General features: G+C 69.7%; 22 protein-coding genes and 1 tRNA gene. 13 read left to right on the top strand and 10 right to left on the bottom strand.

Features of this window, described 5'->3' with window-relative positions:
* Window positions 1-45: 45 nt before the first annotated feature.
* Window positions 46-405: a hypothetical protein gene (locus C5B97_RS05355; protein ID WP_104311105.1), complete on the top strand. Its 360-nt coding sequence runs from the start codon at window positions 46-48 to the stop codon at window positions 403-405.
* Here C5B97_RS05355 and C5B97_RS05360 read toward each other — a convergent pair.
* Window positions 402-914, bottom strand: coding sequence for a hypothetical protein (locus C5B97_RS05360; RefSeq protein WP_104311106.1), 513 nt, complete (start codon window positions 912-914; stop codon window positions 402-404). The two genes, C5B97_RS05355 and C5B97_RS05360, sit on opposite strands and share 4 nt — an antisense overlap.
* Window positions 915-962: 48 nt before the next feature.
* Entirely contained in the window at window positions 963-2417 is a 1455-nt protein-coding gene (locus tag C5B97_RS05365) for a PucR family transcriptional regulator (RefSeq protein ID WP_181026911.1), read from the bottom strand.
* A 138-nt stretch (window positions 2418-2555) separates the two neighbouring features.
* Between C5B97_RS05365 and gabT the strand changes: the two genes are divergently transcribed.
* On the top strand, window positions 2556-3905 hold the full coding sequence (gene gabT, locus C5B97_RS05370; RefSeq protein ID WP_258067985.1) for a 4-aminobutyrate--2-oxoglutarate transaminase: 1350 nt from the start codon (window positions 2556-2558) through the stop codon (window positions 3903-3905).
* Window positions 3906-4261: 356 nt separating this feature from the next.
* Here the strand turns inward: gabT and C5B97_RS05380 are convergent, their stop codons facing one another.
* Window positions 4262-4939: a TetR/AcrR family transcriptional regulator gene (locus C5B97_RS05380; protein ID WP_258067987.1), complete on the bottom strand. Its 678-nt coding sequence runs from the start codon at window positions 4937-4939 to the stop codon at window positions 4262-4264.
* Window positions 4940-5120: 181 nt separating this feature from the next.
* Here C5B97_RS05380 and C5B97_RS05385 point away from each other — a divergent pair, with 181 nt between their 5' ends.
* Genes C5B97_RS05385 through C5B97_RS05395 form a run of 3 tightly spaced genes read left to right on the top strand, consistent with a single transcriptional unit; the run spans window position 5121 to window position 9046 of the window.
* Entirely contained in the window at window positions 5121-6491 is a 1371-nt protein-coding gene (locus C5B97_RS05385; RefSeq protein ID WP_104311110.1) for an NAD(P)/FAD-dependent oxidoreductase, read from the top strand.
* A 51-nt stretch (window positions 6492-6542) separates the two neighbouring features.
* Complete coding sequence (locus tag C5B97_RS05390) at window positions 6543-7469, top strand: universal stress protein (RefSeq protein ID WP_104311111.1); 927 nt, start codon at window positions 6543-6545, stop codon at window positions 7467-7469.
* Window positions 7466-9046: an APC family permease gene (locus C5B97_RS05395; protein WP_104311112.1), complete on the top strand. Its 1581-nt coding sequence runs from the start codon at window positions 7466-7468 to the stop codon at window positions 9044-9046. The genes C5B97_RS05390 and C5B97_RS05395 overlap by 4 nt, the downstream gene beginning before the upstream one ends.
* A gap of 116 nt (window positions 9047-9162) precedes the next feature.
* Here C5B97_RS05395 and C5B97_RS05400 read toward each other — a convergent pair whose 3' ends face one another.
* Window positions 9163-10476, bottom strand: coding sequence for an LCP family protein (locus C5B97_RS05400; RefSeq protein ID WP_181026912.1), 1314 nt, complete (start codon window positions 10474-10476; stop codon window positions 9163-9165).
* 199 nt (window positions 10477-10675) lie between these two features.
* On the opposite strand from C5B97_RS05400, the gene C5B97_RS05405 reads away from it, so the two are divergent.
* Together C5B97_RS05405 and C5B97_RS05410 are read left to right on the top strand one after the other, a co-directional pair.
* Window positions 10676-12277 carry an APC family permease gene (locus C5B97_RS05405; protein WP_181026913.1) on the top strand — a complete coding sequence of 534 codons (1602 nt, stop codon included), beginning with the start codon at window positions 10676-10678 and terminating at the stop codon, window positions 12275-12277.
* 74 nt (window positions 12278-12351) lie between these two features.
* The gene (locus C5B97_RS05410) at window positions 12352-13122 is read left to right on the top strand and encodes a fumarylacetoacetate hydrolase family protein (protein ID WP_104252379.1); all 771 of its coding nucleotides are present in this window, start codon (window positions 12352-12354) and stop codon (window positions 13120-13122) included.
* Between the two features lie 170 nt (window positions 13123-13292).
* Here the strand turns inward: C5B97_RS05410 and C5B97_RS05415 are convergent, their stop codons facing one another.
* From C5B97_RS05415 to C5B97_RS05435, 5 genes are all read right to left on the bottom strand, one after another.
* Window positions 13293-14321, bottom strand: coding sequence for an ABC transporter substrate-binding protein (locus tag C5B97_RS05415; protein WP_104311115.1), 1029 nt, complete (start codon window positions 14319-14321; stop codon window positions 13293-13295).
* 53 nt (window positions 14322-14374) lie between these two features.
* Window positions 14375-15127, bottom strand: coding sequence for an ABC transporter ATP-binding protein (locus C5B97_RS05420; RefSeq protein WP_258068036.1), 753 nt, complete (start codon window positions 15125-15127; stop codon window positions 14375-14377).
* Between the two features lie 110 nt (window positions 15128-15237).
* Window positions 15238-16308, bottom strand: a complete 1071-nt coding sequence (locus C5B97_RS05425) for an iron chelate uptake ABC transporter family permease subunit (protein WP_258067988.1) — start codon at window positions 16306-16308, stop codon at window positions 15238-15240.
* Window positions 16305-17318 carry an iron ABC transporter permease gene (locus C5B97_RS05430; RefSeq protein WP_104311117.1) on the bottom strand — a complete coding sequence of 338 codons (1014 nt, stop codon included), beginning with the start codon at window positions 17316-17318 and terminating at the stop codon, window positions 16305-16307. The genes C5B97_RS05425 and C5B97_RS05430 overlap by 4 nt, the downstream gene beginning before the upstream one ends.
* A complete protein-coding gene (locus C5B97_RS05435) occupies window positions 17315-18259 on the bottom strand; it encodes a siderophore-interacting protein (protein WP_104311118.1) in 945 nt (314 codons plus the stop codon). Before C5B97_RS05435 ends, C5B97_RS05430 begins: the two co-directional genes overlap by 4 nt.
* A gap of 183 nt (window positions 18260-18442) precedes the next feature.
* Here C5B97_RS05435 and C5B97_RS05440 point away from each other — a divergent pair, with 183 nt between their 5' ends.
* From C5B97_RS05440 to C5B97_RS05460, 5 genes are all read left to right on the top strand, one after another.
* Window positions 18443-19561: a GNAT family N-acetyltransferase gene (locus tag C5B97_RS05440; protein ID WP_104311119.1), complete on the top strand. Its 1119-nt coding sequence runs from the start codon at window positions 18443-18445 to the stop codon at window positions 19559-19561.
* Window positions 19562-19626: 65 nt separating this feature from the next.
* Window positions 19627-21150, top strand: a complete 1524-nt coding sequence (gltX, locus tag C5B97_RS05445) for a glutamate--tRNA ligase (RefSeq protein ID WP_104311120.1) — start codon at window positions 19627-19629, stop codon at window positions 21148-21150.
* A gap of 498 nt (window positions 21151-21648) precedes the next feature.
* Window positions 21649-22734 (top strand): NAD(P)/FAD-dependent oxidoreductase, encoded by a 1086-nt coding sequence (locus C5B97_RS05450; protein ID WP_104311121.1) that lies wholly within the window; start codon window positions 21649-21651, stop codon window positions 22732-22734.
* Window positions 22735-22926: 192 nt separating this feature from the next.
* Window positions 22927-24300 (top strand): APC family permease, encoded by a 1374-nt coding sequence (locus tag C5B97_RS05455; protein ID WP_104311122.1) that lies wholly within the window; start codon window positions 22927-22929, stop codon window positions 24298-24300.
* 52 nt (window positions 24301-24352) lie between these two features.
* Window positions 24353-24427 (top strand) — tRNA-Gln (locus C5B97_RS05460).
* A 57-nt stretch (window positions 24428-24484) separates the two neighbouring features.
* Here C5B97_RS05460 and C5B97_RS05465 read toward each other — a convergent pair.
* Complete coding sequence (locus C5B97_RS05465) at window positions 24485-25525, bottom strand: hypothetical protein (RefSeq protein WP_146080735.1); 1041 nt, start codon at window positions 25523-25525, stop codon at window positions 24485-24487.
* A 177-nt stretch (window positions 25526-25702) separates the two neighbouring features.
* Between C5B97_RS05465 and C5B97_RS05470 the strand changes: the two genes are divergently transcribed.
* Window positions 25703-26914: a carbamoyl-phosphate synthase large subunit gene (locus C5B97_RS05470; protein WP_104311124.1), complete on the top strand. Its 1212-nt coding sequence runs from the start codon at window positions 25703-25705 to the stop codon at window positions 26912-26914.
* Window positions 26915-26998: the final 84 nt, after the last annotated feature.

A 26998-nucleotide genomic window follows, 5' to 3' on the forward strand; every position in this document is an offset into this window, starting at 1 on the left:
TACGGGTGGGCTGCCCGCAAGGGCGCCGAGTTTCAGGAGCGGACCATGGCTGCGCCGTCGAGGCGCGGCTTCGTGCTGCTGGCGGTCCTCGAATTCGTCCTGGCGATCGCGTTCGCGGTGTTCCTCGCACTCGCCGAGTTCTGGCTGGGACCCGTCGTGCTCGTGGTCGCCGCCCTCGCCGGGTGGGCGACCACGAGGTACCTCGTGCACGTCCCGGCCTGGCTGCGGCGGGTGGTCGTGATCGTGGCGGTGCTCGGGATGCTGGCGCTCGGCGTGTTCGCGAGTCCGGTCGCCGCGATGGGGCTGGTCGCGCTCTTCGCGTACTCCGGGGGCTGGTTCCTGACGTTCGCCGTGGCACCGTCGCGCGCGGTCCGCTGGCGAGAGGTGACGCAGCGCCGCCGCTAGCTCTTGTAGTGCAGGGCCATGTAGGAGCCGCGGAGCAGCTGCACCTCCAGCACGAGCTGACGGAAGGTCCACGCGCGAGGCGGACGGCACGTGATGAGCGACATCGGTCCGTCCCGCAGATCGAGCAGCTCGACGCCCTCGACCTTCAGCGCGGTCTCGGGGCGGGCGCGCGCGAGCAGGCCCCGCACGCCGTCCTCGTCCATGTCGGCGTCTCGGGGTGCGTCGAACTCGAACGTGAGCTCGTGGATGTCGACGAACAGCGAGTCGGTGTCGTCGAGCTCGTCGCGGCGGCCGTCCTCGCGCTGCTCCTCGCGATACACGTAGCCGAGCACGTCGTCGCCGGCGGGCATCGTCACGATGAGGCCAGCGGGTGGCTGCAGCTGCGGGCGCAGGGAGCGGCAGACGTGCGCGAAGGCGAGGTCCTCCACCTCCAGGACGTCGACGGTGACGTCGACGGCGTCGTCTCGTTCGATCTCGACGCCGTTCGGGAGGGTCACGGAGGTGCGCATGCGCCAAGTCTGGCAGAGCGGACGGCCCGCAGGGTCCGCTCGCGCAGCTCAGTCGCGCATCCCGCCGCTCGGGCTGAGGCGCCTGGCCGCGCCCGCGAGCCACAGCTGCACACCCTCGGCCATGACGCGCGGGTCGAGGCCCGTGATGCTCGCGATCTGGTCGAGTCGGTAGCGCACGGTGTTGCGATGCGTGCCGAGCTCCTCCGCGACCTGCGCGATCTGGCCGGAGTGCGCGAAATACGCGTCGAGGGTCGCGAGGAGAGTGGAGCCGTGCTCGGTGTCGTGCGTCTCGAGCGGGCCGAGCACCTCAGCGGCCAGCTCGAGCACGGGCACGTCGCGGCTCGCGAGGAGCAGCGACGAGATGGAGAGGCGGGCCGACGTGGCGACGTCCAAGTCCTGCGGGGCGTTCCGCAGCGCATCCCGGGCCTCGAAGTAGCTCCAGCGCAGCGCGAGCGACGTCGGGTAGAGGTCGCCGATGCCCACTCGTGCCGCGATGCCCGCCGACCGTGCGAGGCCGATGAGCGCCTCAGCCGCCGCGGGCATTCGGGTTCGCTCGGGCGCGATCACGACGAGGCGGCCATCGAACACCGCGGAGACCGACGACTGCAGCTCGGCGGGCAACGGGAGCGCGGTGAGTTCCGCCGTGCGCCGATCGTCGGTCTCGGCGACGAGCACGCGCGCGGCCTGCCCCGTCGCGACGCCGAGCGCGGTCAGCCGCCGCTCGGCGTCCTCGACCGCGAACTTCCCCTGCACGAGGTCGTGCAGCACGAGACCCGACGCGTCGCGGGCCGCCCGCACGCGGCGCGCGTCCTGCATGAGCTGCAGGCTCAGGAGGGAGCGCGCGTAGTTCACGAGCCCCTCGTTGACACGCGGGCTCGTGATGTGGAGCGTCGCGCCGGCCGACTGTCCCGTGGAGATGGGGAGCGCGTCCCAGCCGCTCACGGCCTCATCCTGCACGTCGAGGCTGCCCGCCAGGAGCTCGCCGAGACGCGTCACGGCGACGTGCGATTTCGTGAGCCGCCCGAGGCGCGCGGCGAGCCCGGCGACGCCGCCATCGGAGAGCAGCGCGGTGACGAGCTGCTGCTGCTGCCGATGCTCGCCCTCGAGGCGCGAGTGCTGCGCATCGGTGCTCGCCTGCGTGACGACCTTGGTGAGGGCCGCGAACGGCGTCTCGTAGGCCACCTCGAACAGGGGGAGTCCGGCCTGCTCGGCCGCGGCGACGAGGGCTTCCGGCACGCTCTCGTGCGTGAAGCCGGTGCCGACGCCGAGCGCCACGGTGTCGGCCGCGACGAGCGAGTCCACGAACGAGCGGTACGCGCGCGTGCCGCGCAGGCGCATCCCCGTCGTCAGCACCAGCTGGCCTCCCGTGAGGAACGGCTGCGGGTTGAGCAGCTCGGTCGTCGCGACCCACTCGATGCCCGTCCGCCTCGTCCCGGGGGCTCCGGTGAGCAGGGTCAGGCCGAGGGAGCGGTCCGCGAGAAGCGTGTCGACGGTGGCAAGCATGCCCCGATTGTAGGCACGCCTAGACGGATGCACAGCAGCCGTGGGACGCGTCGTGCGCGTGCCCATTCGTCGCTGAGGGGAGAACCGCGTAGCCTTCAAGCCATACCAAGAGGTCGAACCCCGAGGAAGGGAAGCATCGTGACGGAGTTCCGCATTGCCCAGGAGCGCAAGCTCGAAGGCGCCATTCCAGGCCCCAAGTCGCAGGCCCTGACTGCGCGTCGTGAGGCGAGCGTCTCCGCGTCGCTCGTCCCCGCAGTCCCCGTGTACGCGGCTGACGTCGATGGCGCCATCATCCGCGACGTCGACGGCAACCAGTTCGTCGACTTCGGCGCGGGCATCGCCGTCACCAACGTCGGCGCCTCGCACCCCCGCGTCGTCGCCGCCGTGCAGGAAGCCGCGTCGCACTTCACGCACACCGCCTTCGGCATCACCCCGTACGAGGGCTACGTCGCCGTCGCCGAGAAGCTCATCGAGATCACGCCGGGCGACCACGCCAAGAAGGCCGTGCTCCTCAACTCCGGCGCCGAAGCCGTCGAGAACGCGGTCAAGATCGCCCGCCACTCGACCGGCCGCAACGCCGTCATCGCGTTCGACCACTCGTTCCACGGCCGCACGAACCTCACGATGGCCCTCACCGCGAAGAACATCCCGTACAAGGACGGCTTCGGACCCTTCGCGCCAGAGGTCTACCGCGCACCCATGAGCTACCCGTACCGTGACGGCCTGACCGGCGCCGAGGCGGCAGCCCGCACGATCGACGTCATCGAGAAGCAGGTCGGCGGCAACAACGTCGCGGCCATCATCATCGAGCCCATCCAGGGCGAAGGTGGCTTCATCGTCCCCGCCGAGGGCTTCCTCCCCGCGCTCGTCGAGTGGGCGAAGGCCAACGGCGTCGTCTTCATCGCCGACGAGGTGCAGGCCGGCATGTGCCGCACCGGCGCCTGGTTCGCCTCCGAGCACGAGGAGATCGTGCCCGACCTCGTCACGATCGCGAAGGGCGTCGCGGGCGGCATGCCGCTCTCGGCCGTCGTCGGCCGCGCCGAGATCATGGACAGCGTGCACGTCGGCGGACTCGGCGGCACCTACACGGGCAACCCCGTCGCCACTGCCGCCGCGCTCGCCACGATCAGCATCATGGAGGACGAGCAGCTCGCTGCCCGCGCCCTCGAGATCGAGACCATCGTCAAGACGCGCTTCGAGGCGCTCAGCGCCGAGCTCGGCGAGAACACGATCATCGGCGAGGTCCGCGGACGCGGCGCCATGCTGGCGTTCGAGTTCGTCGAGGCCGGCACGGCGACGACCACGAAGAAGCCGCACCCGGCGGCCGTGAAGGCGATCGTCGCCGACGCGCTCAGCCAGGGCGTCGTGCTCCTCTCATGCGGCACCTACGGCAACGTCGTGCGCCTCCTCCCGCCGCTCACCATCACGGACGAGCTGCTGAACGACGGCCTCGACGTGCTCGAAGCCGCCATCCGCGCGCAGGCGTAGCCCGCTCGCGCCCGCCACGGGCGCGCACCAGACCGCCGGGAAGCCCCGGCACCAGAATCTCGACGCCCCGGCACATTCCGCGCCGCCGGGGCGTCGAGGTGTCTCCGCGGGCATCCGCGCCCGCGCCCGCGCCCGCCGCCGCGCCCGCGCTCGCCGCCGCGCCCGCGCTCGCCGCCGCGCCCGCGCCCGCGCCCGCCCGCGCCCCCGCATCCCGCCGAACGGCGTGCAAAGATGCGGCTCCTGCAGGTTCGTTTCGAGACGAGCCTGCATTTTCCGCATGTCTGCGCCGGGGCTGGGCGCCAGGACGGATTCAGCGCGACGGTTCGGAACGGGTGGGGCGCGGTGGCCGGAACTGGTCAGTGGGTCGTCGTCTTGAGACCGGCCGCGACGCCGAGGCCTCGGATGAGTGCCTCGAGGCCGCGTTCGAAGGCCTGCTCGCGCAGCTCGCGGGGTGGATGTGCGGCGACGGCCGCCGCGAGCGTCGGCGCCGCATCCGCCTGGTTGCCGAGGTCGAAGATGTCGAGCGGGGCGTTGAGGTCGTACGCGGATCCGTAGATGAACGACTCGATGGCGACGATCGCCGGCATGATGCTCGCGTCGGGGCAGCCCGCGCGGCGGAGGCCTGCGGCAACGCTCTCGTACATCGCGAGGGTCTCGGTCGCACCTGCCACGGGCATCTTCGCGATCGCCTCGACGAGCGAGTCGTGCTCCTTCATGACGAGCCGGTAGCTGCGCGCCCACGCGGCCAGGGCCAGGTCCCATGGCTCGGTCTCGAAAGCGGAGGCGTCGACGGCGGCCATGAGGCGGTCCTCGATCCAGCGGAGGATCTGTCGCTTCGAGTGCGCGTGGTTGTAGAGCGCGGCGGGGGTCACATCGAGCGCCTTGGCGAGCTTCGCCATGGTCAGGGCGTCGTAGCCGTCGTGGCTCGCGACCCGCATGGCGGCGTCGGTGATGCGCTTCTGCGTCAGGATGCGCGTGCGGGGTCGCCCGGCACGCCGCTGTCCATCGGACTCGACATGTTCGCTGGTGCTCACTGGCCCTCCCGTCTCCCGACCATATCGCCTCGCAAATGCTCCTTGTCCGAGGGCGCGGTGTCGACTAACGTAAATTAATCCTGTTCATTTGGATGGCACGGTCACGAACCCGGTCGCCATCCTGACTCACTTCGACGGCGAAGCCAGGGCGCTTGGGGCTGTCACAACGGAAAGAGCGGAAATGCAGACCATCGAACGCGACGTCGTCATCATCGGAGCGGGCCCATCCGGACTCACGGCGGCACGCCGCCTCACCCAGGCGGGCAAGACCGTCGCCGTCCTCGAAGCGCGCGACCGCGTCGGCGGGCGCACGTGGAGCAACATCATCGACGGCCAGTTCTTCGAGATCGGCGGCCAGTGGGTGTCGCCGGACCAGACGGCACTCCTCGCGCTTCTCGAAGAGCTCGGCAAGGACACCTTCTCGCGCTACCGCGAAGGCAAGTCGGTCTACATCAGCCCCAAGGGCGAGCGCACCGTCTACGAGGGAGACACCTTCCCCGTCAGCGAGCACACGGCCGCCGAGATGGACCGCATGATCGAGATCCTCGACGGCCTCGCCGCCGAGATCGGCCCCCACGAGCCCTGGGCGCACGCCAAGGCCCGCGAGCTCGACACCATCTCCTTCCACCACTGGCTGCGTCAGCAGTCCGACGACGAGGAAGCCTGCAACAACATCGGGCTCTTCGTCGCGGGCGGCATGCTCACCAAGCCGGCCTTCGCGTTCTCCGCCCTGCAGGCGGTGCTCATGGCCGCATCCGCCGGCTCGTTCTCGAACCTCGTCGACGAGAGCTTCATCCTCGACAAGCGCGTCGTCGGGGGCATGCAGTCGGTCAGCCAGCAGATGGCCGCGGAACTCGGCGACGCCGTCGTGTTCCTGAACAACCCCGTGCGCTTCCTCCACTGGGACGACAACGGCGCAGGCCAGGCCGCCCCGGTGACGGCCATCGCCGACCACATCACCGTGAAGGCCCAGCACGCCATCATGGCCGTGCCGCCGAACCTCTACTCGCGCGTCTCGTTCGTGCCCGCGCTGCCTCGCCAGCAGATGATCGTGCACCAGCACATCTCCATGGGCCTCGTCATCAAGGTGCACGCCACCTACGCGACGCCGTTCTGGCGGGAAGAGGGCCTCAGCGGCACCGCCTTCGGCGCCGGCCACCTCGTGCAGGAGGTCTACGACAACACCAACCACGAAGACGAGCGCGGCACGCTCGTCGGGTTCATCACCGACGAGGCGGCCGAAGCCATGTGGGCGCTCGGCGAAGAGGAGCGCAAGGCGGCCGTGCTCGGGGCCGTCGCCGAATTCCTCGGCCCGAAGGCACTCGAGCCCGAGGTGTTCTACCTCTCCGACTTCGGCGCGGAGGAGTGGACGCGAGGCGCGTACGCCACCAGCTACGACCTCGGTGGGCTCGCCCGCTGGGGCGCCATCCAGCACGACCCGGTCGGCCCCATCTTCTGGTCGAGCTCCGACCTCGCGGCAGAGGGCTACCAGCACGTTGACGGCGCAGTGCGGATGGGCGAAGCTACGGCGAAGCGCATCCTCGAGTCCTGAGCGCCCACGGCACGTGAAATCGGACGACACCCGAAGAACTGGAGAGGCAGCATGACGCAGCGTTTCGTAGTGGGCTACATCGCGAGCGACCGAGGGCATGACGCTCTCGCCCTCGCCTCCTTCCTCGCCAAGGGCACGGACACGGAGCTCATCATCGCGATGGTCACCCCGGAGACGTCGCCGTACAGCGGCACGCACCCGCTGCCGCTCGACGATGCGGACAGCATCATCGGCAAGCAGATCGACACGTGGATGAGCGAAGCGCTCGCCCAGGTGCCCGAGGGTATCCAGGCGACGGGCGTCGTCCGCAGCGCCTCGGGCGAAGCGCAGGGCCTCATGGATGTCGCCTCGGAGTTCGGTGCGGTCGCGATCGTCATCGGGGCGGCCACGACGGCGCTCCTGCGTCAGTTCACGGTCGGGACCGTCGCATCCACGCTCCTGCACGCCTCGCCGCTGCCGGTGGCGCTCGCGCCAGCTGGCTTCGCGGAGGAGGGCCCAGTCACGCGCATCACGACCCTCTTCGGGACGCGCTCCGGTGCGGCCGCGCTCATCGGCACGTCCGTCGAGAGCGCGCTCCAGCGCGACGTGCAGCTGCGTCTCCTCTCGCTCGTGCAGCTCGACCGCGTTCCGCCGAGCCAGGTGCAGGAGGTCGAGGAGTTCGTGCGCGAGTTCGGCGGCGCCGTGCTCGCGGGGCGCGCGGAGGCGCTGCTTGAGTCCGGGAAGGCGACCGTCGAGACCGTCGAGGGCGAGAACCTCGAGGCCGCGCTGGAGAAGGCGAACTGGAGTGCGGGCGACGTGGCGTTCGTCGGCTCCAGCCGACTCGCGCAGGGAGGCCGCATCTTCCTCGGCGCCCGCGCGCAGCGACTGCTGCGGGTGCTGACGGTGCCGGTCATCGTCGTGCCACGCGCGGTGCTCCCCGCCGAGGCGCCCAAGCCCGCCCCCGGTGCCGAATCCACTGAGACAGGAACAGGGCGATGACGAAGACAGCAGACAGCACGGAGCGGGGCGGGCTCAGCTCCAAGGGCCTCTCCGCCGGCAAGGTGGGCGTCATCGGCGCCACCATCATCGGCATCTCGTGCATCGCCCCGGCCTACACGCTGACCTCGGGCCTCGGCCCGACCATCGCGCAGGTCGGCGTGCAGACGCCCGCGATCCTTTTCATCGGCTTCATCCCGATGGTGCTCGTGGTCTTCGGCTACCGCGAGCTGAACTCGGCGATGCCCGACTCCGGCACGACCTTCACGTGGGCGTCGCGCGCCTTCGGCCCGTGGATCGGGTGGATGGGCGGATGGGGGCTCATCGCGGCAACCGTCCTTGTGCTCTCGAACCTCGCCGCCGTCGCGGTCGACTTCCTCTTCATCCTGCTGGCGCAGGTCTTCCAGAATCCGGAGCTCGCCGACCTCACGCGGGTGCTGTGGATCAACATCCCCGTCACGGTCCTCTTCACGGCGCTCGCCGCGTGGATCTCGTACCGGGGAGTCGAGGCGACCGAGAAGATCCAGGTCGGGCTCGTCGCGTTCCAGCTCATCGCGCTCGCCTGGTTCATCATCGCCGCGTTCATGCACCTGAGCAACAACACGGCCTTCGACCCGACGCCCGTCGAGCTGTCCTGGTTCAACCCCTTCGAGCTCGGTGACATGTCGTTGGTCGCCGCCGGCGTCTCGCTGTCGATCTTCCTCTTCTGGGGCTGGGACACGGTCATCACGATGAACGAGGAGGCGAAGGACCCGAAGAAGACCCCGGGCCGCGCCGCCATGCTCACGATCATCATCATCATGGTGATCTACCTGCTCACGACGCTCGCCGTGCTCGTCTTCGCGGGCATCGGCACCGAGGGTCTCGGGGCGGGGAACCCGGACAACCAGGAGAGCATCTTCGCGGCGCTCGCTGGCCCGGTCATGGGGCCGTTCGCGCTGCTCATGTCGCTCGCCATCCTCTCGTCGTCGGCGGCGTCGCTGCAGTCGACGATGGTCTCCCCGTCGCGCACGATCCTCGCGATGGGGCACTACGGGGCGCTGCCGAAGCGGTTCGCGGACGTCAGCCCTCGCTTCAAGTCGCCGTCGGTCGCGACCCTGGCCTCGGCCATCGCCGCCGTCGTCTTCTACGTCGTCATGAGGCTGCTGTCCGAGAACGCGCTGTGGGACACGATCGCGGCCCTCGGCCTCATGATCTGCTTCTACTACGGCGTCACGGGCCTCGCCTGCGTCTGGTACTTCAGGCACAGCCTCTTCGCCTCCGCACGGAACTTCTTCTTCCGGTTCCTGTTCCCGCTGCTCGGCGGCATCGTGCTGCTCTACTTCTTCTACGAGACAGCAGTCGCATCGCTCTCGCCGTCGTTCGGCTCCGGCTCGGCGCTCTTCGCGACGAGCTACGACGCGGACGGCATCGCCCAGGACGGCATCGGCCTCGTGTTCGTGCTCGGCATCGGCGTGCTGCTGCTCGGCGTCGTCATCATGGTCGTGCAGTACTTCCGCAACCCCGGATTCTTCCGCGGCGAGACGATCCAGATCGGCAACGACCGCGACACGCAGTCGATCGAGGTGCTGAAGGACTAGCGCTCGGGCGCTCTCGCCCGGCCCGCGCCGGGCCTGACACAGAAACTGGAGTTGCGCATCCCGGTCAGATGATCGGATGCGCAACTCCAGTTTCTGTGTTCATGCGGAGTGCTTCGTCAGCTCGCGCAGGTGGTGTCCTCCGCCGTCCGGCCGACGATGTCGTCGGATAGCGTCAGGGGTTCGCTCGGCGCTCCGGCCGCGTCCTCGGGCTGCGGCGCGTCGTCCGGCTGGGGCTCCGGGGCCACCCCGGCCGGCGCATCCGGTGCCTCGTCGTCCTGGAACGACAGCGGCAGGTCGGCTCGCAGCGTCGCGAAGATCGCGTCGGTCTCCTCGGTCAGCGGCTCCACCCGGTTCGGGTCTGCCCAGTACGGCACGACGGGCAGCTGCAGCATGACGATCCGGCTGAGGTCGACGTTCGAGAGCGTCTGCGCGAGGGCAACGAGGCTGCTCGGCTGCGCGAGCGCCTCGTCGACCGTCATGGCCTTGGACGCGGAGTCGGCGAGTCCGTACAGGGCACCCGGGTTCGTGAGGGTGCCAGCGCTCGTCACCTTGCGGGCGAGGGAGGCGAGGAACGCCTGCTGCGCCTGGATGCGGCCGAGGTCGCTACCGTCGGCGAAACCGTGGCGGGTGCGGAGGAACGCGAGGGCGGCCTCACCCTTCAGGGTGTGCGTGCCGGCGGTCATGTAGAGGCCCGAGTAGTCGTCGGCGATGTCGTTCTCGACGCACACGTCGACGCCGCCGATCGCCTCCGTGATGCCGATGACGCCGTCGAAGCCGACGACGATGAAATGGTCGATGGGGAGCCCCGTGAAGGCACGGATCGTGTCGAGCGAGCAGAACGGCCCGTTCTCGAGGGCGCCGTTGATCTGCGCGGCCTCCTGCGCTGGCACGATGTCGCCCGCCGGAGTCGTGCATTCCGGGGTCGGCAGCATGGTGTCGCGGGGGATGCTGATGAGCGTCGCGTCCTCGCGGTCAGCCGACACATGCAGGAGCATCATGACGTCGGATCTGGCCCCGCCGGCCTCCCCGTAGTCGGCGCTCGTCTGCCCGTCCCGCGAATCGGAGCCCATGATGAGGATGTTAACGGCGCCGTCCCACCCGGAGATCTCGGTGCCCGTTCCGTCGGCGCGCCCGACCGCGTTGTCGGCGAGGTTGCCGACGACCTGGAAGTACGTGGCCGACACGAAGCTGATGCCCGCGACCATGGTCACGCAGACCGCCGCCGCCGCGGCGACCATGATGCGGCGTCTCACGAACTTCGAGCTCGTGCGCCTGCGCCTGGACACGTGGCGGCCCTCGCCAGCCCTGGGGCGGCGGGCGGAGGGTGCGGATGCGCGGCTCGGCGACCGCGGGCTGGGACGGGCTGCGTCGTCGTCGGCACCGTCGAGCAGGGTCTCGATGACGGGATGCGGGTCTGTTGGCCTCTTCATGGTGCCTCTCGGTCGAGGGTGCTGCCCACCAACTCTCGAGGGGGAGGACACGCGCGAGCAGGTGCCAATGTCTCGCGGGCCCGGCCGGATTGCAAACCGACGGGTCGGTGGAGGCCACTGGCCGTTCTGTCGATTCAAGTATATTTCGGGGCCATTTCGGCCCATTGACGGGTCACCGTCGATGGGTCATCATCACCAAATGACAACATCGGAAACCGCAGCCGCCGCGAAGCTCAATGAGGAGCTGCACGGCGGGGGACTGAGCGCGAAGGGCCTCTCCGCCGGCAAGGTCGGCGTGCTCGGAGCCGCGGTCATCGGCGTCTCCTGCATCGCCCCCGCCTACGCCGTCACCTCCGGCCTGGGCCCCACCATCGCGGAGGTCGGCGTGTACACGCCGGCGATCATGATGGTCGGCTTCATTCCCATGCTGCTCGTGGTCTTCGGCTACCGGGAGCTCAACACGGCGATGCCCGACTCCGGCACGTCGTTCACCTGGGCGACCCGCGCGTTCGGCCCGTGGATCGGGTGGATGGGCGGATGGGGGCTCATCGCCGCCACCGTGCTGGTGCTCTCCAACCTGGCGGCCGTCGCCGTCGACTTCTTCTTCATCATGCTGGCGCAGATCTTCCAGAACCCGGCGCTCGCCGACCTCACACGCGTGCTGTGGGTCAACATCCCGATGACCGTGATCTTCACCGCGCTGGCGGCGTGGATCTCGTATCGGGGCGTCGAGTCGACGAAGAAGGTGCAGTACGTGCTCGTCGTGGTGCAGCTCATCGCGATCGTCTGGTTCATCATCGCGGCGTTCGTGCACGTCGGGAACGGCACCGCGTTCGACGCGACGCCCGTCGAGCTGTCCTGGTTCAACCCGTTCGAGGTCGGCTCGCTCGCCGCGATCTCGGCGGGCGTCTCGCTGTCGATCTTCCTCTTCTGGGGGTGGGACACGGTCATCACGATGAACGAGGAGGCGAAGGACCCGGAGAAGACGCCAGGACGCGCATCCATGCTCACGATCTTCGTCATGGTCGCCATCTACGTGCTGATGACGCTCGCCGTGCTCGCGTACGCGGGGATCGGCGAGGAGGGGCTCGGTGCCGGCAACCCGGACAACCAGGAGAGCATCCTCGCTTCCCTCGCCGAGCCGATCATGGGGCCGTTCGCGCTGCTCATGACGGTCGCCGTCATGTTCAGCTCGGCCGCCTCGCTGCAGTCGACCATGGTGTCGCCGTCGCGCACGCTGCTCGCGATGGGGCACTACGGGGCGCTGCCGAAGTCGTACGCGAGCGTCAGCCCGCGCTTCAAGTCGCCGTCGGTCGCGACGATCGCCTCGGCCGTCGCGGCGATCGCCTTCTACATCGTGCTGCGCCTGCTCTCCGAGAACGCGCTGTGGGACACGATCGCGGCCCTCGGCCTCATGGTCTGCTTCTACTACGGCGTGACCGGGCTCGCCTGCGTCTGGTACTTCCGTCGCTCGCTGCTCGCATCCACGCGCAACGTGTTCTTCCGCTTCGTGTTCCCGCTGCTCGGCGGCCTCGCGCTGCTCTACTTCTTCTTCGAGACCGCCAGGGCGTCGCTCTCGCCGTCGTTCGGGTCCGGCTCGGCGATCTTCGCGACCAGCTACGACGCGGACGGCATCGCCCAGGACGGCATAGGCCTCGTCTTCGTGCTCGGTGTCGGGGTGCTCCTGCTCGGGGTCGTGCTCATGGTCGTGCAGTACTTCCGCAGCCCCGGCTTCTTCCGCGGCGAGACGATCAAGACGGGCGCCGACGGCGACGCGGAGCCGGCCCCCGCGCTGCAGTAGTTCGTGCCGGCCTGGCGTGACGTGGCTGGGCATCGCCCGACCGCGGGCGGCCCGGTCCGCTGTAGGCTGGCCCGGTGAAGATCGCGCGCTTCGAATACCAGGGTCAGCTCACTTTCGGCATCCTCGACGAGGAGGAGAAGGTCTACGTCAAGCTGGCGGGTGACCCCCTCTACCTCGGCTACGAGACGCTCGACGAACGCATCCCGATCGACCAGGTGCAGCTGCAGTCGCCCGTGCTGCCGCGCTCGAAGGTCATTGGCTTCGGCCGCAACTACGCGGAGCACGCCAACGAGCTCGGCAACGAGGCCGCCGAGGTCCCCATGATGTTCCTCAAGCCGAACACCTCGGTGATCGGCCCGCGCCACCCCATCGTGCTGCCGCCCCAGTCGGAGCGCGTCGACCACGAGGCCGAGCTGGCCGTCGTCATCGGTCAAGTCGCCCGCAACGTGCCGGCCGCCGATGCGGGCCAGGTCATCTTCGGCTACACGATCGCCAACGACGTGACGGCCCGCGACCTGCAGAAGAGCGACGGCCAGTGGGCCCGCGCCAAGGGCTTCGACTCGTTCTGCCCGCTCGGCCCGATCATCGAGACCGACTTCGACCCGTCGAAGGGGCGCATCACGGCCGAGGTCAACGGGGAGCTGCGCCAGGAAGGCGACCTCTCGCAGATGATCACCTCGGTGGCGAAGCTCGTCGAGTACGCGTCGAGCGTGTTCACGCTGCTGCCCGGCGACATCATCCTCACCGGAACGCCCGCGGGCGTCGGTCCCCTCGCGAAGGGCGACACCGTCACCTGCACGATCGAGGGCATCGGCTCGCTCTCGAACCCCGTCACCGCCCGCTAGGGCCGCACTCTCCGCAGAGTTCGCCGCGCTGAGCCGCGCTCTCCGCCCGTTACTGGAGCCCCGCCGACCTTGCGTCGGCCCATCGCCGCCAGTCAATGTGCCCTTCTGGGCGCCCCGAAAGGGCACATTGACTGGCGGCGATCTTCGTCGTGCGGGAGTGGGCTCCGCGGCTAGCTGTTCGCGACCTCCGTGGCGGCGGCGAGCTGCTCGACCAGTGTCGGGAGGAAGAACGGGATGGAGAGCGCGGTCGGCGAGATGGCCGCCCCGTTCTCTTCGCCGACGAGTGCCGCGACGGCACCCTTCGAGACGGCGGGGATGAGCTTCGTGCGGTCCGAGGTCAGGAACGTCTGCAGCTGCTCCTCGGTCTCGGTCTGCGTGAAGACGACGTCCGCGTCGATCCGGTCGAGGTTCTCGCTGGAGACCGTGGTGGAGAAGGTCGACTCTCCGGTGGCGAGCTCTGCGACGGATGGTGCGCTCGTGAACCCGAGGTCGGTGAGCAGCTCGACGCGCGGGTCATTCTCGAGCAGGAGGTAGAAGGTGTCGACGTCCTCCGAGGCGTAGGCGATGGTGGTGCCTTCGAACTCGGGGTGCTCTGCGGCCTGGTCGGCGACCTGCTGGTCGAGGTCGGCGAGGACCGCGGTGGCGTCCGACTCGAGTCCGAGTGCCTTGCCGGTGTCGGTGATGACGTCGCGCCACGGCGTCGACCAGATGGCTTCCTCCGGCGCGACGACCGGCACACCGGCTGCGGTGACGGCGTCGTACTCCTCTTGGGTGAGCCCCGAGTAGGACGCGATGAACACGTCGGGGTCGGTGGCGAGGAGCGCTTCGACGGAGAGCTCGTAGGTGGCGTTGTCGAGGATGACGGGCGTCTCGCCACCGAGCTCCTCGATCTTGTCGGACACCCACGGCGCGATGCGGTCGTCGCCTCCGCCGTAGTCCATCGAGGCCATGGCGACGGGGACGATGCCGAGGGCGAGGACCGCGTCGGTGACGCCCCAGCCCCACGTCGCGACCCGGGTCGGGGCCTCTTCGATCGTGGTGCTGCCGTACATGTGCTCGAAGGTGACGGGGAAGCTGGATGCGTCGCCTGGGGCGGCGGCCGCATCGCCTGCGTCGGTGGCCGCGGGGGCGCAGGCGCTGAGCGCGAGCGCCGTGACCGCGACCGCGGCGGCGGCGATCGGTCGGAGGATTCGGTGCATTGGTGGTTCCTTTCGAACGGGGCGTGACGTGAGGAAGTCGGGGTGCGGCGGGACTATGCGGGCTCACTGCCGGTGTGGGCGCCGCCTGGCACGGGCACGATGAGGGGCGTCTTGGTGAGGGGGTCTGGCATGACGAGCGCGTCGAGCGCGAACGCGTCGGCGACGACCTCCTTCGTCAGGACGTCGGTGGGAGCTCCGCTTGCGACGATCCGTCCATCGCGCATGACGATGAGCTCGTCGGCGTAGCGGGCGGCGAGGTTCAGCTCGTGGAGCACGACCACGATGGTGGTTCCCTCGCGCCGGTTGAGGCTCACGAGCAGGTCGAGGACCTCGAGCTGATGGCTGAGGTCGAGGAACGTCGTGGGTTCGTCGAGGAGGAGCACCTTGGGGTTCTGGGCGAGCGACATCGCGATCCACACTCGCTGGCGCTGCCCGCCGGAGAGGTCGCCGACGGGGCGGTCGGCGAGTTCGGCGACGCCGGTGCGGCGCATTGCCTCGTCGACGTGCTTCGTGTCGGCCTGGCCCCAGCGGTCGAAGAGCCCGCGGTGGGGGTGGCGTCCGCGGGAGACGAGCTCTGCGACCGTGAGGCCGTCGGGGGCGGTCGGATGCTGGGGGAGCATCCCGACGGTCTGCGCGAACCGGCGCCTCGGGATGCCCGCCACGTCGACGTCGTCGAGGCGAACGCTGCCCGCGAGCGGCGCGGTGAGGCGGGCGAGCACGCCGAGGAGGGTGGATTTGCCGCAGGCGTTGGCGCCGATGATCATCGTGATGCGGCCGGGGGTGATGTCGAGGTCGAGTCCCTCGATGACCGTGCGGCTTGGGTAACCGGCCGAGAGTCCGCGGGCGGAGAGGCGCGGGCCCGCGCCGGTGGTCGCCGACGGGTCGACGGCGAGGGCAAGCGCGAAGTCGTCGCCGTTCACAGCTGGCGTCCTTTCGTGGAGGCGAGGAGCCAGAGCAGGAACACGGCGCCGACGGCTCCGGTGACGACTCCGACTGGCAGTGAGGTCTCGGGGATCGCGAACTGCGCGACGAGGTCGGCGCCGGTGAGGAGGGCCGCTCCGGTGAGCGCGCTCGCGCCGACGCCGATGGCGCCGTGGCCGAGCAGCGACCTGGCGATGGCGGGCGCGCACAGGGCGATGAAGGAGATGGGGCCCGCGAAGGCGCAGGTGACGGCGGTGAGCAGGACCGCGGTGAGGACCGCGGTCATCCGAACCCGACTGGTGCTGACGCCGAGTCCGGCGGACGTGGATGCGCCGAGCTGCGTGATGGGCAGCCAGCGGGCCGAGAGCGTCACGAAGGGGAGCGCCGCAAGGGCGACGACGCCGACCACGAGGAGGTGCCACCAGGCGGTGGAGGCGAGGGAGCCCGTGACCCAGAGCAGCGCGGCCTGGGCGAGCTCGACCTGGCTGCGGACCATGAGGTAGTTCATGATGGCGACGCAGAGGAACGAGATGCCGATGCCGGCGAGGATGAGGCGGAAGCCGGCCTCGCCGCGCCGGCCAGCCGCGAGGAGGAGGACGCCGGCGACCGCGAGGCCTCCGGCGAACGCTGCGAGTGCGAGGAAGGGCCCCGTGACGCCGAAGACGAGGAGCAGGAACACAGCGGCGACGCTGCTGCCTCCGCTGATGCCGAGGAGGTCGGGGCTCGCGAGGGGATTCCGCAGCACGCCCTGCAAGAGGGCACCGGCCACGCCGAGGCACGCTCCGACGAGGACGCCCATGAGGACCCGGGGGAGTCGAACCTGGAACAGCACGTACGTCTCGAGACGGTCGCCGCCGCCGAGGAGGGTGCGGCCAAGCTGCTCGAGCGTCAGCGGGTAGTCGCCCGTCGTCACGCCGACGAGGACAACCGCGGCCAGGGCCACGCTGAGGCCGACGAAGACGGCGGAACGCCGGCGGCGGACGCGGGCTCGCACCGCTTCGAGTGGCGAGTCGGCCCCTGCGTGCTCGGCGGCGGGGGCGAGCGTGCGCGTATCCCATCCCGTCACAGCGCCACCTGCTTCCGACGCAGCACGAGCGTGATGAGGGCCGGGGCGCCGACGAAGGCGACGACCACGCCGGCCTGCACTTCGCCGGGGAGGGCGATGACTCGTCCGATGATGTCGGCGATGAGCAGGACGGCGCCGCCGAGGGGCGCGCCGATGAGGAGGAGGCGCCGGTAGTCGTCGCCGACGATGGCGCGCAGCGCGTGGGGGACGAGGAGCCCGATGAAGACGATGGGGCCGGCGATCGAGGTGGCGCCCCCGCAGAGCAGCACGGTGGCGAGGATGCCGAGCGCGCGGGTGCGGGCCACGTTCTGCCCGAGGCCTGCCGCGGTGTCGGCGCCGAGTGCGATGAGGTCGAGGCCGCGCGCGCTCGCGACGGCGATGATGCCGCCGATGAGGAGCGGGATGGCGACGACGGCGACGGTGTCGAGGCCACGCGAGGTGAGCCCTCCGACCTGCCAGTAGCGGAAGACGTCGAGCGCCACGATGGAGGTCGTCAGGATGAGGGTGGTCACGGCGGTGAGGCCGGCGGTGACCGCGGCCCCGGTCAGCGCGAGCTTCGCCGGGTTGTCGCCGTCGGGCCCCCGAGTGCCGACGAAGGCCACGACCACGGCGGCGACGGCGGCTCCCGCGAACGCGAACCACACGAATCCGGTCGGCGCGGAGATGCTGAAGAACGTGATGGCCACGAGCACGGCGACGGAGGCCCCCGCGTTGATGCCGAGGAGTCCCGGGTCGGCGAGCGGGTTGCGTGTGATGCCCTGCATGAGGGTGCCCGCGACGGCGAGCGCCGCGCCCGCGAAGAGGCCGATCAGCGTGCGGGGGATGCGCTGGTCTCGCACGACGGTGTGGTCCGCGAGCTCTGGATCGGGGGAGAGCAGCGCATCCAGGACCACGGAGGGGGCGATGGGGCGGGCTCCGACGAGGAGGCTCAGGATCACGGCGGCAATCAGCAGCGCGACGGCGCCGACGGCGACCAGGCGGATGCGGCGCGCGCGTGCGCCCGCGATCATTCCTGGTGCTCGGACTGGCCGAGGCGCCAGTACCCCATGAAGGCGACGCGCTTGCGGTCGATGCCGTTCACGGTCACGAGGTGGCGGCGGAGCGTCTTGATGGTCGCCGCTTCCCCGGCCATCCACGCGTAGAACTCGCCTTCGCCGTCCTCTGGGCTGTCCCAGAGGAGGTCGACGTCGACGTCGATGTCGGCGATCTGCTGCGGGCGTGGGGATGCGGCCTGCGCGAGCGCGTCGGGGGAGGCCTCGCACCAGCTGGTCAGGGCCTCCGTGAGGCGCGCCCCGTGCTTGGCGCCGTCGCGTGGCAGCCAGGTGATGCGGAAGTTCGCGGGCGCGTCGATGCGGATGATGTCTGCGCTCGTCGGCACCTCGAGGAGCGCGTCTACGTCGCACCGCTCGTCGAGCGACTCGAGGATGGAGCCGATGGCGGGGACCGCGGTCTCGTCGCCCGCGAGGAGCAGGCGCTTGGCGGTACCTGGGTGCCAGTCGGCGCCGAGGTGCGAGTGCTCGCTGCGCTGGTCGGGGCCCACGATGACGAGGTCGTCGCCGGGCTTCGCGGTCTCGGCCCAGGCTCCCGCGGGGCCAGCACCGTGGTGCACGACGAAGTCGACGTCGATCTCGCGCGCGTCCGGGTCGACGCGGCGAACCGTGTAGGTGCGCAGGGGACTGCGCTGCGCCGTCGGCGTCTCGCGCCAGCGCTCGTACCAGAGGCCGGCGTCGAGGACCTCAGGGTCGCGCTGCCCGAAGTCGCTGGTCGTGCCGTCGGCCATGGGGAGGATGAGCTTGATCCGTTGGTCGAGCCCGGTGGTGCCGAAGTGCTCGAACTCCTCGCACGTGAAGGTCACCCGCGTGAATGCCGGCGACAGATGCTGCACCGAGCGAACCTCGGCGCAGTATGGCCGGTAGGCGGGGCGGGTCTGGAGAGCAGCGGAAGCAGTCACCGAGCCAAGATAAGCCTTGCCTTACCCCGGCGTCCAGTTCTGGAACGGTTCTGGTCGTTGTGTCCATGAAGCGCGATGCGCGACGGACGGTCGCCACGCCGCCCGCTTGAGGTGAGCGCGTCGCCGTCGATATCCTGGCCGGCTGCGATGCCGCAGCTTCACCGCACCAACAGGAAGCATCCGATGTCGCTCGACACCACTGCCCCCGCCGCCAGTCAGCCAGGCGGATTCACCGCTGAACCCCTGGCCATCCCCTCATCGCTCGGCGATGCGTCGGCCGAGTCGTTCCACGAGATGACGGCGCTCCGCAACGCCGTCGCCCGGGAGACGTACCGCAACGACGACTTCGTCCTGCCTGCTGAGGTGCTGCTCCCGGGCTACGAGGCGAGCGAGTACGAGCGCCGCGACGGTCGTCTCATCCGCGAGCACGGGCGCCTCGTCGGCCGGGTCCTCTTCGACCTCCCGCTCACGGAGGACGTCCACATGGCGAAGATGATGCTCGAGATCCACCCGGAGGCGAGGGGCCGCGGGTTCGGGGCCGCCGCCTACGAACTGGGTGAGCGCCTGGTGCGCGAAGCGGGCCGCACCGAGATCCGCACCTGGGTCGTGCACCGGGAGGTCGACGGGCCGCGCATCCCGTCACCGACCGGGGTGGGCGACATCCCCGCCCTCGACCCGGCCGCCCAGATGCTGGTCGGGCGCGGCTTCGAGCTGGGACAGGTCGAGCGGATGAGCGTGCTCGAGCTCGGGGAGGAGCGCGACGCCGGCCTCCGCGGGCTGCGCGACGGCGCGGCCGAGATCGCCGGCGACGACTACCGCTACGTCTCATGGTCGTACCCGACGCCCGAGGACCACGTCGACGGCTACGCGCAGCTGAAGGCCCGCATGAGCACGGACGCCCCGCAGGGCGACCTCGCCGAAGATGAGCAGGAGTGGGACGCGAAGCGCGTTCGCGAGGAGCTCGAGTCGACGGCCATCGCCCGAGGCGACCAGGTGCTGGTCGGCGCGATCGAGCACCTCCCGAGCGGCGAGCTCGTGGCCTTCACCGAGCTGCAGCGGATGGCCGACGGCACGAAGCGGGCCGACCAGGAGGACACGCTCGTGCTGAGCGAGCACCGCGGCCACCGGCTCGGCCTGCTCGTGAAGGCGGAGAACCTGCTCGCGTGGAGGAGCCTGCACCCCGACGTCGAGCGGGTCTACACGTACAACGCCGAAGAGAACCGGCCGATGCTGAACGTCAACGAGGCCCTCGGCTTCCGTCCGTTCATCAGCGAGGGCGCCTGGCGGAAGGTGCTCGGCTGAACTGCCGGCTGAGCTGCCGACGGAGCTCCCGGCGCGTGGGCTCGCCCCGGTAAGCTGGGGGCCTCATGACTGCATCCTCTTCTTCGCTCGTAACCACCGCAACGGGCAGCGATGTCCGCGTCCGCTTCTGCCCGTCTCCCACGGGCACCCCGCACGTCGGGCTCATCCGCACGGCCCTCTTCAACTGGGCCTACGCGAAGCACACCGGGGGCACGTTCGTGTTCCGCATCGAGGACACGGATGCGGAGCGCGACTCCGAGGAGAGCTACCAGCAGATCATCGACGGGCTCGGCTGGCTCGGCCTCGGCTGGGACGAGGGCGTCAACGCAGGCGGGCCGCACGAGCCGTACCGCCAGTCGCAGCGCACCGACATCTACCTCGACGTCATCCAGAAGCTCCGCGACGCCGGCCACCTGTACGAGTCGTTCGCGACGGGCGAGGAGATCGAGGCGCGCAACATCGCCGCCGGTCGCGACCCGAAGATGGGCTACGACAACTACGAGCGCGACCTGTCCGCCGACGAGATCGCCCGCCTCAAGGCCGAGGGGCGCGAGCCGGCGCTGCGCCTGCGGGTGCCGGACACCGACCTCTCCTTCGACGACCTCGTGCGCGGCGAGATCACGTTCAAGGCGGGGTCGTTCCCCGACTTCGTGCTCGTGCGGCCGAACGGCAAGCCGCTGTACACGCTCGTGAACCCCGTCGACGACGCGCTCATGGGCATCACCCACGTGCTCCGCGGCGAGGACCTGCTCTCGTCGACGCCGCGCCAGATCGCGCTGTACCACGCGCTCATCGACGTGGGAGTCGCCGAGTTCATCCCGCGCTTCGGCCACCTGCCCTACGTCATGGGCGAGGGAAACAAGAAGCTCTCCAAGCGCGACCCCGAGTCGAACCTCTTCCACCACCGCGACCGCGGCTTCCTGCCGGAGGGGCTCCTCAACTACCTGTCGTTGCTCGGCTGGTCGATCGCCGCCGACCGTGACGTGTTCACGATGGACGAGATGATCGTCGCGTTCGACGTGGAAGACGTCAACCCGAACCCGGCGCGATTCGACCTCACGAAGGCCGAGGCCATCAACGGCGAGCACATGCGCCTGCTCGGCGCCGACGACTTCGCGTCACGCCTCGTCGCCCCGCTGCAGCTCGCCGGGGTGCTCCCGCTCGAGACGACGGATGCGCAGCTCGAGCTGCTCGGCCGCGCGGCCCCACTCGTGCAGGAGCGCATGCAGCTCCTCGGCGAGGCCCCGGAGATGCTGGGCTTCCTCTTCGTCGACGCCGCAGACCTCGAAGTCGAGGACACGGCGGTCGGCTCGCTGAAGGGCGACGTCTCGGGCGTGCTCGACGCATCCATCACCGCCCTCGACGCGCTCGACGCGCCGGATGCGTGGACCACGGAGCAGATCGAAGCGGCGCTCCGCGGCGCGCTCATCGACGGCCTCGGCCTCAAGCCGCGCGTCGCGTTCGGCCCGATCCGCGTCGCCGTCTCCGGCCGCAAGATCTCCCCGCCGCTCTTCGAGTCGCTCGAGCTGCTCGGCCGCGAGCAGTCGCTCGCGCGCATCCGCTCGCTCGCCTCGCGCCTCGCCGCGTAGCCCGCGCTGCTCGCGCGCTCACCCGCTCGCGCGTGTCCGCTCGCGCGTGCCGAGCACTCACCCCCTCGTTTCGGGATGGGTCAATCACTTCGGGATGGTTTCTTTCCCATCCCGAAGCGATTTACCCATCCCGAGACTTGTGTCCGAGCGCGAGGGGCTGGCGAAGTCGCACGGTCGGCGTGAGTGGGCTGATGCGATGGCGCCCGCAGGTTTCGCGGAACGGTCGACCGCTCGTCGAGCACGCACGCACCTCGTTTCGGGATGGGTTAATCACTTCGGGATGGTTTCTTTCCCATCCCGAAGCGATTTACCCATCCCGAGACTTGTGTCCGAGGGCGAGGGGTTGCTGAAGTCGCCCAGTCGGCGTGAGTGGGCTGATGCGATGGCGCCCGGAGGCCTGCGGATCGCGCCAGCCCTCGCACGTCGGGACGGGTGAGGATACCCTCAGAGGATGCCCGCCTGCCTGAGCCTGCGGGCGGGAGACTCCGGGAGGACTGCATGACCGAGGCCTTGGGCACGCACTACGACGTTGTTGTCATCGGGGGTGGGCCTGCGGGGTTGCAGGCGGCGCTGATCCTCGCGCGGCACCGGTACTCGACGTTGGTGCTCGACGGCAATCGGCCCCGGCATTCGGCGACGCTCGAGGCGCACGGCTTCCTCACCCGCGACCACACGGCCCCCAACGAACTGCGGAGGCTCGGGCGTGAGGACGTCGAGGCGTACGAGGACGCGGAGATCCAGTTCGCCCAGGTCTCTCGGGTGCGCGCGCTGAACGACGAGGAGTCGGCGGGCGCGGAGGCCTCGCAGGGGGCCGCGTTCGAGGGGTCGTTCGCGTTCGTGGCGGGTGGCGTCCCCGCCGCTGACGGTTCGAGTGTCAGCGCGGACCCGCGCGAGATCGCATCTCGTCGCCGGGATGGTGTGCGCGTGCCGTACCGGTTCGCGGTCGAGGCGAAGGGGGTGCGCGGCACGCCAGCGCGGGCGGTATTCGCGCGTTCGGTGATCCTGGCGACGGGCCTCACGGAGGTGCTGCCTGCGTTGCCGATGCTGCGCGCGTTCTACGGCACGAGCATCCACAGCTGCGTCGAGTGCGACGGGTGGACGCAGCGCGACCGCCGGGTCTCCGTGATCGCGGCGCCGGGGGTGACAGATCTCTACGAGCGGGCGGTGCAGCTGACGCGCTTCACCGGCGCGCTGACCGTGTTCGCGGGGGAAGGGCAGCTTGCTGAGCTGCAGGAGCTCGACCTCATCGAGCGCGGAGTCGTCGTCGAGAACCGGGCCGTCGTCGATGTCGAAGGCGGGCCGGGGGGAGTGACGGGGGTTGCGCTTGAGGATGGCGACGTCGTGACGACCGAGGCCGTCTTCGTGCGCCCCAACTACGTGGCGAAGCTCGACTTCGCGAGCGACCTCGGTGTCGACTTCGACGCGTTCGGCCTCGTGGCGGCGGATGAGCTGGGTCGCACGAGCGTGCCCGGCATCTACGCGACGGGGGAGCTGACGGGGCCCGGGCCGCAGATGCTCATCGTCGCGGCGGGGAACGGTGCGCAGACCGGCATGGCTGTGGACCGGGACCTCCTCGGCCTCTGACCCACGTGAGCCCCGCGTGGTTTGCCGCGTCTGCTGGTGGCCCGCGCGGGGGCGGCGTGATGCAGGCTGGTCCGGGGCGCGCCCGTGGGCTGTTCGGAGGGTGCGGGTTGCGCTAGCTTGACACTGTCGGCACCGTCGCCGCTCCCGCGGGCGCCGGTGAGGCGACGCCTCGCTCCTCGTGAAGGGCCAGCCATGACCGGAGACACACCAGCCGCAGGCGCGGCTTCGAAGCCGAAGGGCGCCATCTCGCTGCTCGGCGGCACCGCGATCGGTGTCGGCGGCATGATGGGCGCTGGCCTCTACACGCTGCTCGGTCTGGCGGCGACGACGGCGGGCGTGTGGATCCCGGTCGCGTTCATCGTGGGTGGCGCGGTCTCCGCCTTCAGCGTCTACTCGTACGCGAAGCTCGGTGCGAAGTTCCCGAGTCGTGGTGGCGCCGGTCAGTTCCTCATCCGCTGCTTCGGCGACACTGTCGTCGCGGGCGGCTTGAACATGTTCCAGTTCATCGGGTGGATCATCGCAATGTCGCTGTATGCGGTCGGCTTCGGCGGTTATGCGGTGAGCATGCTCCCGTTCGATGCGCCGGCCTGGGCGGCGAAGGCGTTCGGGGTGGGTCTCGTGCTGCTGGTCGTCGTCGTCAACCTCGTCGGCTCGAAGCTCGTGGGCCGCTCTGAGCAGTTCGTGATCGCGATCGAGCTGCTCATCCTGCTCGCGTTCATCGTGGCCGGGCTCTTCAAGGCCGACCCGAAGTTCATCTTCGAGGAGGCGGGACAGACCGGTGCGCTCGGGATCCTGTTCGCCGCGGGACTCCTGTACGTCACGTACGAGGGGTTCGGGGTGGTCACCAACTCGGCGGCGGATATGAAGAACCCCGCACGAGAGCTGCCGCGAGCCATGTACCTGTCGCTCATCATCGTCGTCGCCGTGTACGTGGTCGTCTCGTCGCTGGTGGTCATGATCCTGTCCGTGCCCGAGGTCGAGCAGCATCAGGGGCATGTCGTCGCCGAGGCGGGTCTTGCGATCTTCGGCCAGGTCGGCTTCGTCGTGATCGGTGCGGCGGCGCTGCTGGCGACGGCGTCGGGTGTCAACGCGACCCTCTTCGGCGACGCAAACCTCGCGTTCATGATGGCCCGGACGGGGCAGCTGCCGCAGCAGTTCAAGAAGAAGGTGTGGCTGGGCGGAACGGGTGGCCTGTTCGCGTCTGCCGCGCTTACGGTGGCGTTCGTCATGTTCTTCCCGCTCTCCGCGGTGGGGCAGATGGCGAGCCTCGCGTTCCTGGTCATCTACGGCGCCGTGAGCGTCGGCCACATCAAGCTGCGGAAGCAGACTGGGGCGAAGATGTGGCCGCTCATCGCGGCCATCGCCCTCAACGCTGCGCTGTTCGCCCTATTGCTCGGGTACACGGTCTCGACCGGTCCGGCGAGCACGTGGATAACGCTGCTGGTGGTGTTCGTGGCCAGCTTCGTGCTCGAGATACTGGTTCGTCGCTTCACCGGCCGCAAGCTGGTCGCGGACCCCGTCGGGGGAGTCGCCGAGGCTGCGGGGGTCGACGGGCTGAGGGGCTGATTTGTTCAGCGTCCGGGAGTGCGCTATGCTCTCTGAGGCGCTTCGGTGCCATTGGGGTATGGTGTAATTGGCAACACGGAGGTTTCTGGTACCTTTGTTCTTGGTTCGAGTCCAGGTACCCCAGCCAGTAGAAACAGCGAGATCAACACGAAGAGCCCCGCCGAGCGGGGCTTTTCGCGTCTGATCAGTGCCCTTCGTGCGGCTGCTCACTCGGAGCCAGCCGCTCGTAGTCGCCAAAGGCGTCGATCTTCGCTCCCTGCCCATGGAGCAGCATCGTGAGTCGCTCGATCTGGGCTGGAGTGAGCGGGCGGCGCCTGGCGCGCTCGCGGCGCGCGAGGAGGTCGAGGAACTGGGATTCGTCGGCGACGACGGCGGTGCGATCCGCCGACGGGGTCACACCTGCCGCGTCTGTGTGGACGGTCGCGGCGAGGTTCGAGTAGAACACGCACGTGTCGACGGTGATCCCCTCGCCCAGGGCGGCCTCGGCGAAGTGCGCGAGCTGCTCGGCGTGTTCGAGCGCAGCCCGGCGAGGGGAGTGGTCTCCGACGTGCGTCACGACCCGCAGACCAGCGGTCGAGGGGGTGTCGTCACTCGGCGACCGAGCGTCGCGTCCGGGTGAGATCTGCACGGCGAACGGGGGACGCAGATTCGCGTCGTCGACGAGGTTCGCGAACGCGGGTTGGGCCTCGCTCGGCCGGACGCCATCGAAGATCACGCCGTCCCAGGTCTTGTTGTGGACGAGCAGGGCGCCCGCATCGGTGAGCAGCACGTGATCGAGCTGCACGACGCGGCGAGCCGTGCTCAAGCCCTGCTGGCCGAGGATGAACGTGCGCGTCGCGAGCACGCCGTTCACGCCGAGGGTGGCGCTCGCCCGCAGGATCGCCTCGCGGGACACGAGCTCGGTCTCGAGGGCGCGACGTGCGGAGTCCATGATGTGGTCGACGAGCGTCTGCCTCTCCTGGAACGCCAGGTCGTGCTCCGCCTGCAGCTGTGCGACTCGAGCGTCGGCCTCCCGCTGGAGTCGGTCCTTCTGCGCTCTGAAGTCACGGTCGGCGCGCTCGGCCGCGTCGCTGAGCGCCCTCCGTTCGAGCTCGTCCTCATGCTCGCGTTCCTCGAGCGTCGTCCGCCAGCGTCGGTCGGCGCGGCCGCGCAGCACGAGCGCGACGATGACTGCGACGGCTGCGCCGAGCACGAAGCTCACCGCAACCCACCCCTGAGTTTCCATGCGCCAAGTACAGCACCGGCCACCGACATCGACGGGAGCGCGGTCCGGCACGTCGGCCCGAGGTGCTGAAGTGGGGAGTTCGATGGGGAGTTTCCTCGTGAATCCCCGGGGCAAGGCTGGGGTGGGCACTTCACTAGGCTGGCGGGAACCCCGCTTCCCCTTCGAGAGGATCTTCCCGTGCGAGTACTCGTCACCAGTTCCCGGAACACGTTCGCGCTCGACATCATCCGAAAGCTGGGCAGCACGGGCCATACGGTGTTCGCCAGCGACACCTACGCGGGTGCCATCGGCAATCACTCCAAGTACCTCGCGGGGCACTTCGTGACGAACTCTCCGCGGTTCAACACCGACGAGTTCATCGAAGACCTTGTGAACATCGTGGAAGAGCACGGGATCGACGTCGTCATCCCGACGTTCGAGGAGGCGTTCTACCTCGCGGCTCGCGGCCACGAGCTGCCGGACGGCACGAGCATCTTCACGGGCGGGTTCGAGCAGCTCGCCCGCCTGCACGACAAGGCCAGCTTCAAGCGCCTCGCCATCGAGGCCGGCGTGCCCGTGCCGGAGACGATCGTGGCGAACAGCCCCGAGGAGCTGCGGGCGGCGATCGACCAGTACCCGAGGTACTTCGCGCGCGCCGCGTTCTCGCGCGGCGGCGTGGGGCTGCTCACGAACACCGGACCGCTCGCCGGCAAGATGTCGGTGGACGACGCGGTGCCGACGCCCGACCAGCCCTGGCTCGTGCAGCCGTTCGTGGACGGCCCCATGATCTGCACGTACAGCATCGTCGTCGATGGCCGCGTGACGGCGCACTGCACCTACCGCGCGCCCGAGCAGTGGGCGCACAGCACCGGCATCTCGTTCCTCGCGATCGACAGCACGGAGACGCTCGACTACACGCAGAAGCTCGTCGACACCCTCGACCCGGGTTACACGGGGCAGCTGTCGTTCGACTTCGTCGACAACGACGGCGGACTGTTCGCGATCGAATGCAACCCGCGGCCTACGAGCGGCGTCATCCTGCTCGAGGCCGAAGAGGTCTCCCAAGCATTCGTCGGCACCAACCCGGAGCCGTTCGTGGTCGCGCCGGGCGTCGAGCGTCAGGTGAAGCTCGCGGTGCTCGCTGATGCGTTCGCCGAGCCCATCAAGCACCTCCCGAAGTCACTCCACGACCTGCTGCACGTGCGCGACGTCGGCGCTGGCTGGCACGACGAGCTCGCGATGCTGTGGAGCCCGGCGACGATCGTGCACGGGGCCCAGCTCTCGCACGGGGAGCGCAAGGAGCTGCTCGCGGCTCTTGGCGCGGACATCGTCTGGAACGGCGAGCCGATCGACGGCATGCTGCCGGAGGATCGCGCCGCCCTTGAGGCCGTGCACGAGCAGCGCGTCTGAGCTGCCCCGCCGCCTGAGCTGCCGCGCTTGCTGCGCGCGTTGCCGCCGAGCCGCAGTGACGCTCGCAGCACGTTCGTTCGCCGC

The sequence above is a fragment of the Pseudoclavibacter sp. RFBB5 genome (genome assembly GCF_002931555.1).
Taxonomy (GTDB): Bacteria; Actinomycetota; Actinomycetes; order Actinomycetales; family Microbacteriaceae; genus Pseudoclavibacter.